This window comes from Marinospirillum sp., assembly GCF_014859565.1.
Genome location: NZ_JACUUA010000153.1, coordinates 1 through 7856 on the forward strand (window position 1 = coordinate 1; position 7856 = coordinate 7856).

General features: G+C 49.2%; 8 protein-coding genes. 5 read left to right on the forward strand and 3 right to left on the reverse strand.

What is annotated here, in order from left to right; genetic code table 11:
* Positions 1–260, forward strand: a 260-nt coding sequence (locus IBX50_RS14865; protein ID WP_292257079.1) for a transposase, incomplete at its 5' end; no start/stop codon positions are given.
* 461 nt (positions 261–721) lie between these two features.
* Here IBX50_RS14865 and IBX50_RS14870 read toward each other — a convergent pair.
* Positions 722–1210: a hypothetical protein gene (locus IBX50_RS14870; RefSeq protein WP_292257080.1), complete on the reverse strand. Its 489-nt coding sequence runs from the start codon at positions 1208–1210 to the stop codon at positions 722–724.
* A 497-nt stretch (positions 1211–1707) separates the two neighbouring features.
* Here IBX50_RS14870 and IBX50_RS14875 point away from each other — a divergent pair, with 497 nt between their 5' ends.
* From IBX50_RS14875 to IBX50_RS14885, 3 genes are all read left to right on the forward strand, one after another.
* Positions 1708–3459, forward strand: coding sequence for a hypothetical protein (locus IBX50_RS14875; protein WP_292257081.1), 1752 nt, complete (start codon positions 1708–1710; stop codon positions 3457–3459).
* A gap of 181 nt (positions 3460–3640) precedes the next feature.
* The gene (locus IBX50_RS14880) at positions 3641–4129 is read left to right on the forward strand and encodes a hypothetical protein (RefSeq protein WP_292257082.1); all 489 of its coding nucleotides are present in this window, start codon (positions 3641–3643) and stop codon (positions 4127–4129) included.
* Positions 4130–4151: 22 nt separating this feature from the next.
* A complete protein-coding gene (locus IBX50_RS14885) occupies positions 4152–5312 on the forward strand; it encodes a hypothetical protein (protein ID WP_292257083.1) in 1161 nt (386 codons plus the stop codon).
* Positions 5313–5461: 149 nt separating this feature from the next.
* Here IBX50_RS14885 and IBX50_RS14890 read toward each other — a convergent pair whose 3' ends face one another.
* Positions 5462–5812: a hypothetical protein gene (locus IBX50_RS14890; RefSeq protein WP_292257084.1), complete on the reverse strand. Its 351-nt coding sequence runs from the start codon at positions 5810–5812 to the stop codon at positions 5462–5464.
* 37 nt (positions 5813–5849) lie between these two features.
* Positions 5850–6800 (reverse strand): hypothetical protein, encoded by a 951-nt coding sequence (locus IBX50_RS14895; protein WP_292257085.1) that lies wholly within the window; start codon positions 6798–6800, stop codon positions 5850–5852.
* A gap of 463 nt (positions 6801–7263) precedes the next feature.
* On the opposite strand from IBX50_RS14895, the gene IBX50_RS14900 reads away from it, so the two are divergent.
* Entirely contained in the window at positions 7264–7827 is a 564-nt protein-coding gene (locus tag IBX50_RS14900; RefSeq protein WP_292257086.1) for a hypothetical protein, read from the forward strand.
* Positions 7828–7856 lie beyond the last annotated feature (29 nt).

Genomic DNA, 7856 nt, shown 5'->3' on the forward strand with positions numbered 1-7856 from the left:
CAATGCTGAAAACAATGCTGGAATACAAGTGCGCTCACGCAGGCATTGTTTTCAAGGTAGTCAATGAAGCCTACACCACCCAGACCTGCTCGAATTGTGGCTTGCGCCCCAATTCAAGTCCAAAAGGACTCGCAGGCCTTGGAATAAGAGAATGGACTTGCAGTGCGTGTGGTGTCACGCACGAACGCGACATTAATGCCGCCAGGAACATTCTCGCGCTCGGGCATGAGCGTCCTGCAGAGGGAATCCTCGCCCTTTAGTGCGGGGATGATGTCAAAGTCTGCCGCTGGCTTTGCATCAAGAGCCGACATTTGGAGATACCCATTGCCGCTCTCTTGGTATTATGCGCCCCGGTATATTAGACAAACTTTAGATATTTTAATGGTCATTAAAGATACTAAAGCTCATGAAATGACGATGCGCCAGCAGTTGACCCATCAGAATCACGGGTGTTTTTGAAACAGCATGGTTTTGCGGATGGATTTTCCTTGTGTTTTTATGCTGCACTATGGTGCTAAGTATGCGGGGTATTTTATCGTTGGATTCTCAAGCAGATTGATGCTGGGCAGTCCTTAATTTTCTCCTCTAGCTTGCTGTGATTTATAGCTGTCTATCAGGGCGAGTTGCTGCTGCTCTTTTTTCTCTTATTGTGGTATTGCTGGTCGATCTCAAAATGGGCTAACCTGTATAAAATAGCAATAAAGCCCAGCGTTGCTGGGCTTTATTGCTCACCATTCAGACCTTCCTCGAATCGTGGCGGCTGGTTTTTGTCCAGAAAAAGATCCACATCCTTCATTGCGCCAATCGCCAGTGCATCATCCCCTAATGGAGATAAAATCTCTCGGGCAATCTGTACTGACTGGCGTTCGCCTGGATAGATATAGCCGCTTTGTGCACCCATTTTGGCAAAAAGAAATACCGGTGTGATAGCGGCACAATAGGCGCTACTGGTTTTGCAATGGTTGTGCTTTTGTCGATACACCAGCGGCTTAATTACCAATGGCAAAAAAGGACTCTCCTCTTCATCATCGAGCAGCGATCGGGTGACTTGAGCCAGGTCTGCTCGACTAAAAAAAGCATCACCCTCCTGCATCGAAAAAGAAACCCGGCTGCCTTGTTCAAGCTGCTCTAGCTCCCTGTCGGAGAATTTGGCTTTTCCCAACCCAGCATCAATTAAGGTTTCTCGGAAATACCGCGTCATTTCTTGCATTTTGCATTCCTTTTTGGTTTCGTTCGATTGTTGCTTGCTGAAAAGCTAGCACCAAAGCCTGCTGACCGGCAATAAGAGTGATCATTTAGGATGATAGCTAGGCAAGCTTGCAAAAAAATTACTGATTCTTAGGTTATCCTATTTGCAATTAATTCAAAAAATATTTACAGGTCATTCTACGTCCCATCAGCCTGCATAATTCACCAGAAAAATCCCAACTCCAGTAGAAACCATGATTTATCAAACCTTAATGGAAATAGCCGATTTTTAGCAATTCACCAAATGGGTGAAGAGCGAATCAAGAGCAAAACTACCATTAAATCATTGATTTACCATGGTTTTATCCATGCCTGTCTAGCGTGCTCATGAATAAGACGGGATCAGATGTCAATGATCGGAACGCTGGGGCTGCTTGTCGACCGGCAGCCCTGATCAAGCATGCAGTTTGTGGACATACCGCTGGTTATGGAAAAACCAATGACCACGGAAAACAAGCCATGACTGATCCTGCCGAAAAGATCATAGATGAATCATTACAGTTGCGTATTTATCAGGGGGCGCTAGGCACCTTTCAAAAGCGCATTAAAGACCTGAATCGCCGCTTAGAACGCAGCAGATCGGAACAGCGGGTCAGCCTCAGCATCGGTGAGCGCAAGCTGATGAGCATTAATGTGGGGTCGGCCAAAGACCCCGTTTTGATGACCGTGCCCATGGTGGATGTGACGATCAGTCACCCCTTCGCTCAGCCCATTAAGGGCTATCGCATCGTTGCAGACTTGAAGCAGGACAAAGCAAACGGAGCGATGAAAATCAACTACCAGGCCATGATCAGTGATGGCGAAGGCAAGCTTGTGCCGGTAGTGCCGGTTTCAGCCCTGAAGTCCATTGATCCCTGCCAGTGCGACCACTGCGGCAACAGTCGCAAGCGAACCAAAGTCACGCTGCTTGAGGAGGTTGCCACAGGCAAAACTCTCCAGGTCGGCTCAAGCTGTCTGGATGATTTTGTGGATCATTCCATGCATCGAGCGGTATCCAATGCCAATCTTTTCTATGAATCCGTGCTCAGTGAATCGGATCCTGACTCGCTGATGGAAGGTATGGGGCTGAAGCCGAATATGGGTGAGCTGGCCACCGTTGAGGAAAGCCTGACGCTGGCTTTCTACCTGATACAGAAAAAAGGCTATATCTCCCGCAGTATGTATGAAGACAACCATCACCTGCAGGAAGGCTCAACCGGTGACATGATGCAGGATCAGAGCAATGCGCTATCACTGGCCGAACTTGCGACCATCAATCAGGCTTTCATGCCGCTTGCTGAGAAGGCTGTTACCTGGTGGAAAGAAAGCGACACGAACAACAGCTTTGCTTTTAATGCACAGGCCGTCATTGAATCCGGCATCACAGGTGGTAACCACGGGCTGATGGCCGCAGCCGCCAACCTGTTTTTGAAGGAAAATCCCGATTTAGCTGCAGAATATGGGATTGGCGGGTATCCGCATCCCAATTCAGAAAATGGTGCCTGGTTTGATCGATCCCCGGAGCAAGCATTGATTGATGTGCCCGCTAATCATAAGTGGACTGCAAAGGAGCCTCTTGTGGTTGAGCTACACTCAATCAAGGAGGCACCGGGATTTCGCGGCGCCACCGCGCACAAGGTCTGGATGGCTACAGATCAGGGTGCCCGGCTTTATTGGAAAAACAGTGGCTCCATAGGCAATGCAATGATTGATGGTCGACCACTGGCTGGCGCACGATTCAAGCTCACTGGCACGCTGGTCGAGCACCTGCCTGTCAGCGGAGTTCCCTTCCCTTTCAGTAAGCTTTCCAGAGTCAAGCTGCAACTGAAAGAGTTGGCTGGGGCTTCGGTCAGCATGGTGAATCAGATGATCGCCGAGCTTATCCCAGGTCAAGACTCTTGGCTCAGGGACACGACCAACTTAATCAAGGAGTTAGCCGAAAAGCTGGCTGATTGCGAAAACTTTGATCTGACGCGCCTGGTACAGCCTGCAATGCACACTCAGCAGTCATCTCCTGAGACTTGCAAGATGCTGGCCGAAAAGCTGACGGATACCGAAAGCCTGCAGGCTCTTGAAAATGCCTGTCGGACGGATTTCCCACTTGAAGGGTTCGACCTTCAATACTGCCAGGACTGCGCGGATACCATTGCTGAGCGCATTGAAGTCCTGCAAAAGGAATCACCCCTGCAAGCCGCGACACCAAGAAAGGCAGCGACAGAGCCAAAACTCTGAGTTCATGCAGCCTGAGCGCACAAGCACTCCACTTGATGCCTGATCTTATATCCCGGACCGATTGGGAGAGGGTTTACGCGGGTTTTGTTAATCAGTTCGTCTTCAAAAGAATTAAGAGTGCGGCTACATTGTTTGTTAAGGTGCCGTACTGCCCAATGGCCACCAAAGAGAGGATTTTCCCATGTCGCACAAATTTAATTTTTTTGCCATCAAGACCAGCACTGCGAATGATGACTTTAATGACGTTCCAGATCTGACCTTAAGCATCATTTTGAGCAAAATTGCTGAAAAAGTTGACCTGCACGGATCAGAAGTTGATTACAGCTTTGCATTCCGTGATGGCAACGGCAATCGGATCGGCACTGTAATACGGACGGAAATGACTATTAATCAGCCGGACGAAATCAGCTTCGAATTACTGAAGCACAGCGTGGATGATGACAACAACTTCAGCATGTTAATTGAATGCAATAACTCGGCATTTGCGGAAGACGGAAATAACGAGATTGCGCGCATTGTCCGTGAAGCTGCCCAGCGTGTAGCCGATGGTGACCGCCACTTCAGAGTGCGGGATATGAATGGCAATACATGCGGCTCACTGCGCTGGGATTCCCTTGAAGAGCCTGATGCAAGGCTTGAATCGCCCGGATTCAGAGATCCAGGCATGTGAACCCTAAATACAGGAGGGCACCATGGATAAGACAGCTCTATCGGCACGATCATCTGATAAACTTGGCAGCGAAATTGAAAAAATGAAGGTAACCACAAATAACTTGACTCACTGCCTGCAAACGGTTGCTGCAAACCTGCCTTCAGACATGGATTATGACGACTTGGTTCTGATGCTTTCAGAAAGCAATCCAGCGCTCAGTAGCCGGGACACCCTGAAAGACATTCAGGATTATTACGAATCGATCACTGATCCGCTTCAGATCAATGATGAGATGGCCATTCTCTCCTTTTTATTCAAGGATACCCCGCTCAAAGGTGCAAACAATCTTGAGTACAAGGTGGCACAGTGGAATCATTGCTGGCAAGCACAGCGCACGCCAGAGTCGAGCCTGCCGCCAGGTGGTCATCATCAGTATGCCAGCCGTGAAGATGCCTTTTTGCAGCTGTGCAATCAAATGACCTTGGATCGTGCGCTACTGGAAACAAAGGCGCTTGGATGCACCCCAGCCGTTTTTGACTATCAGGGGGTGCTATGCACTCTTACCGGAACGGGTTTTGATCGCCAGGGATCTGTTGCATTGGTTCGCCTTGAGGATGGCGCGCCTTTGGCATCAGTGCCTTATCAGGATCTGATTGTTGCTCGGTTTTTGGAGAACGGATTACTGAGCGAGACGAAGCCCCTGAGCACCATCCAGTCAGATCGGATCAAAAAAATACTGAATGGTTATCAGCCAAGCCAGTGCCTGCTTGAAGATGGCATCTCAAACCAGGCATTTCCTTGTTTTTTGAGTGGTCGCACCTGGAATGGCTGGGAGCGCCCACGTTTTACCGGTGAAACCATAAAGCAGCTTATAAATACCTTGGATGCGGATGCTCAAGAGCGCTTTCTGGTGAAGCATGACGGCAGCATATCGCCCATCATGGAAGTGCTGCATGAGCAGGGGCAGCTGCCTCAAGACTCCACTCTGATTTACATTAATGAAGGGGAATCCAAAGAGTCAGGCGAGGTCTGGCCGGATGAAGTCATTGCTGATGCTTATCACTGCCAGCCCAAGACACTTGCCGGTCAATCCACCTGGGAGGTCGGGGATGGCTATGCCTGGGTGATTGAAGATAGAAACCGGCTTTTGCCGCCTCTAGCGGTATCACCCGCGCCAGCAATGGATAATCCGCAGCTTTAACCATCTGATCGATCAATCAGAAACGCATCAATGATGGACTATATTGCGGGGGTTTTTTGGTTATGCCGGTGCGAAATTGATATAAGATGGACATTCTTTCGATTTCGCACCGGCGCAATTGCGCCTTTAGCGCTTTGGGCGGGGAGCAGCTAGCATCCTATTGCTTTCATCAGTTCGTAGGTGCGTGATGCGCGCTCGCCTTTTGACCAGTTCAGTCCAACCTCATTGATAAAGCACTGCTCAACCTCATCCCATCTTGCAACCAGTTTCTCCCAAGTCTCAGAGAGTGCAGCAACTCTGTCCATGTGGTTGCGAATTTCTGGCACTGCATCAAGAAGTAGCAGGCAGCGATTCAGGTCATCTGGATCATGCGGATGATATCTGTCATGCGGCATACCGGCAGCAGCCATAGCCATCGCCTTGGAGCTCGACCCCACGCGGCCGGTACCAAACCACTTCAAAATCTTGTTGTTCATCACAGGCATCGGTGGAGGGTTCATTACTTGCTCCATTACTTGCTCCATATCTAGTCTACTTTCAATTGCTTGGCATCGCCTGGGTGATCCTCGCTTCTTCAGGCTTAATCACCTGGCGGCCCTGCTTGATGATACTGCCGGTTATTTCACGATTCAAGCTTATGAAGGGGCGAATGGTGCGAACAGACCAGGTATCACCATCCACATCAATCAGCAAGTCCCCGCCCCAAACTTGGCTGCTGTTTTTACCGCACTCACGGGCATAAACCGCATCAAGAAACCCCTCGCCTCGCAAGCGTGACTCGATCAGCTTTGCGGCCTTTTCGGTGCCACCGGTACAAACAAAGGCTTTGCCAAAACCAGGAAAGTCCGGCAATTCTTGGATGATCCTTTCTTTGATGTTGGCCTGCTGTTTCTTGCTAACAGGGATTGGTACTTCCGATGGCAGATATTCCTGGTTGATCCAATTATCCAGATCAGGCATATACCATGAACCCTGGATTGCATTGCAGATGGCATCTTCAAGCTCAAGGGGACGAATCCATTCTCCTTCTTCAATGCGATTCATCAGCTGCTCAAATATGGCCATAGCCTCCTGATCTTTGATTACAGGCCGTCGCGCCAGCTGACTATCCATGGCGCAAAGCATGTGAACAATTTGTGCCAGTCCCTTTGCAGCGGCATCGGGTGATGTGTAACTTGAAAGTCCAGGCACCTTAAGGAAAGGCTTGAATACTTGACCTTCATCATGCTTGCGAATGGCCGCAAGGTACTGTTCCCCGCCCGAATCCCGAACCAGCATGTACTGGCTATTTGCGAATTCGGGCTGCAATCGTACCGGACGCACGTCATCAGCATCAGCCGCCAGGGTCATGCCACTGAAATCAGCATTATCTACAACAGTGCAATACACCTTGCTGCGATCTTCATCAAACCCTGTAATAGCAGCAGTGAAGACACCACCCAAGCCTGATGGCACCTGAACCTTGTCGTACACTTTGGAATTTTTCAAAAAATCCTGAGTCGGTATTGCTGGATATGTGTTCATGCTTTATTGACCTGTATATCTGCTGGCTTAATGTGAGCGTAGAGCTGCGTTAAAAAGAGATATAGCCAAAACCATGCGGCTTTGCAGGGTGATAGCAGATTGGTCAGCGCGTGGAGCCGCTGATTCACTTGTTATGCCTGCTTAGTCCTCTACCTTTTCACCCTTTACAATAGAACTGATTACAGCATCAGGCATTTCTTCTGCCATTATTTGACGGGCTTCTTCTGTTTCTGCATCAACACTCGCTCGAACTCAAATTCTTGCATTTGCATCCCCATTTCCCCATTCACGGTTAAAAATTTAGTGCTAACTTACCATAGATACAGGATAGCCTTCAAGGCATTTCCTTCATTACGCCATGCGGGCTATCCTGTATAGCTGGTTAAGTGATAACCTGCATGTATTTGTTTTCAAATGGATAGAGTTAATGAGTGAAACCGCTGCCGTCCGCATCAAAATCATTACCAGCATTGAATTTCAATCCGCTGCCACGCTGGATGCTGCCCAGGGCTTTGGTGAAGGCCGATACCGGTCAGAACTGGTGCACCCCAAGGCAAAACGTGTCTTTGAGGCTCGGGATGATCGTACCGATGCGATGCACTGGTTGATGCGAAGCCTGGCGGATACGCTCGGCTCCTTCAAAAAAGGCATTCAGGCTGACATTGAACTCAACGTGCCAGAGACCCTTACCCCTTTGCTGCTGATCCTTTTTGATGAGAATGGACAGACTCGGCATGATCCAGGCCTGGTGCTTTCCCATCCGATAGAACCCCTGGCAAGCCATTTGAGGATGTACCAGGTTTTCTATTACGCAGCGCATGGAATGAACCTCTCCTTCCGTGTTAATGGAAAATCCCTTTCAGATTACACTCAAGAGCCACCCCAGAAGGATTCGACCCACGGGAAGACCGGCACCCCTGCTGTGGAAAACACGCCCAAATTGCCTGTTATTCGAGCTGGACTGCCCATTGTCAATGGCCATTTATTTTGACCCACCTTTGGCCAATAAAATTGACCCAC

Coding starts and splice junctions, on each gene's coding strand:
- IBX50_RS14870 (WP_292257080.1), bottom strand. CDS start 1,210: ATGCAAGAAATGACGCGGTATTTCCGAGAAACCTTAATTGATGCTGGG.
- IBX50_RS14875 (WP_292257081.1), top strand. CDS start 1,708: ATGACTGATCCTGCCGAAAAGATCATAGATGAATCATTACAGTTGCGT.
- IBX50_RS14880 (WP_292257082.1), top strand. CDS start 3,641: ATGTCGCACAAATTTAATTTTTTTGCCATCAAGACCAGCACTGCGAAT.
- IBX50_RS14885 (WP_292257083.1), top strand. CDS start 4,152: ATGGATAAGACAGCTCTATCGGCACGATCATCTGATAAACTTGGCAGC.
- IBX50_RS14890 (WP_292257084.1), bottom strand. CDS start 5,812: ATGAACCCTCCACCGATGCCTGTGATGAACAACAAGATTTTGAAGTGG.
- IBX50_RS14900 (WP_292257086.1), top strand. CDS start 7,264: ATGAGTGAAACCGCTGCCGTCCGCATCAAAATCATTACCAGCATTGAA.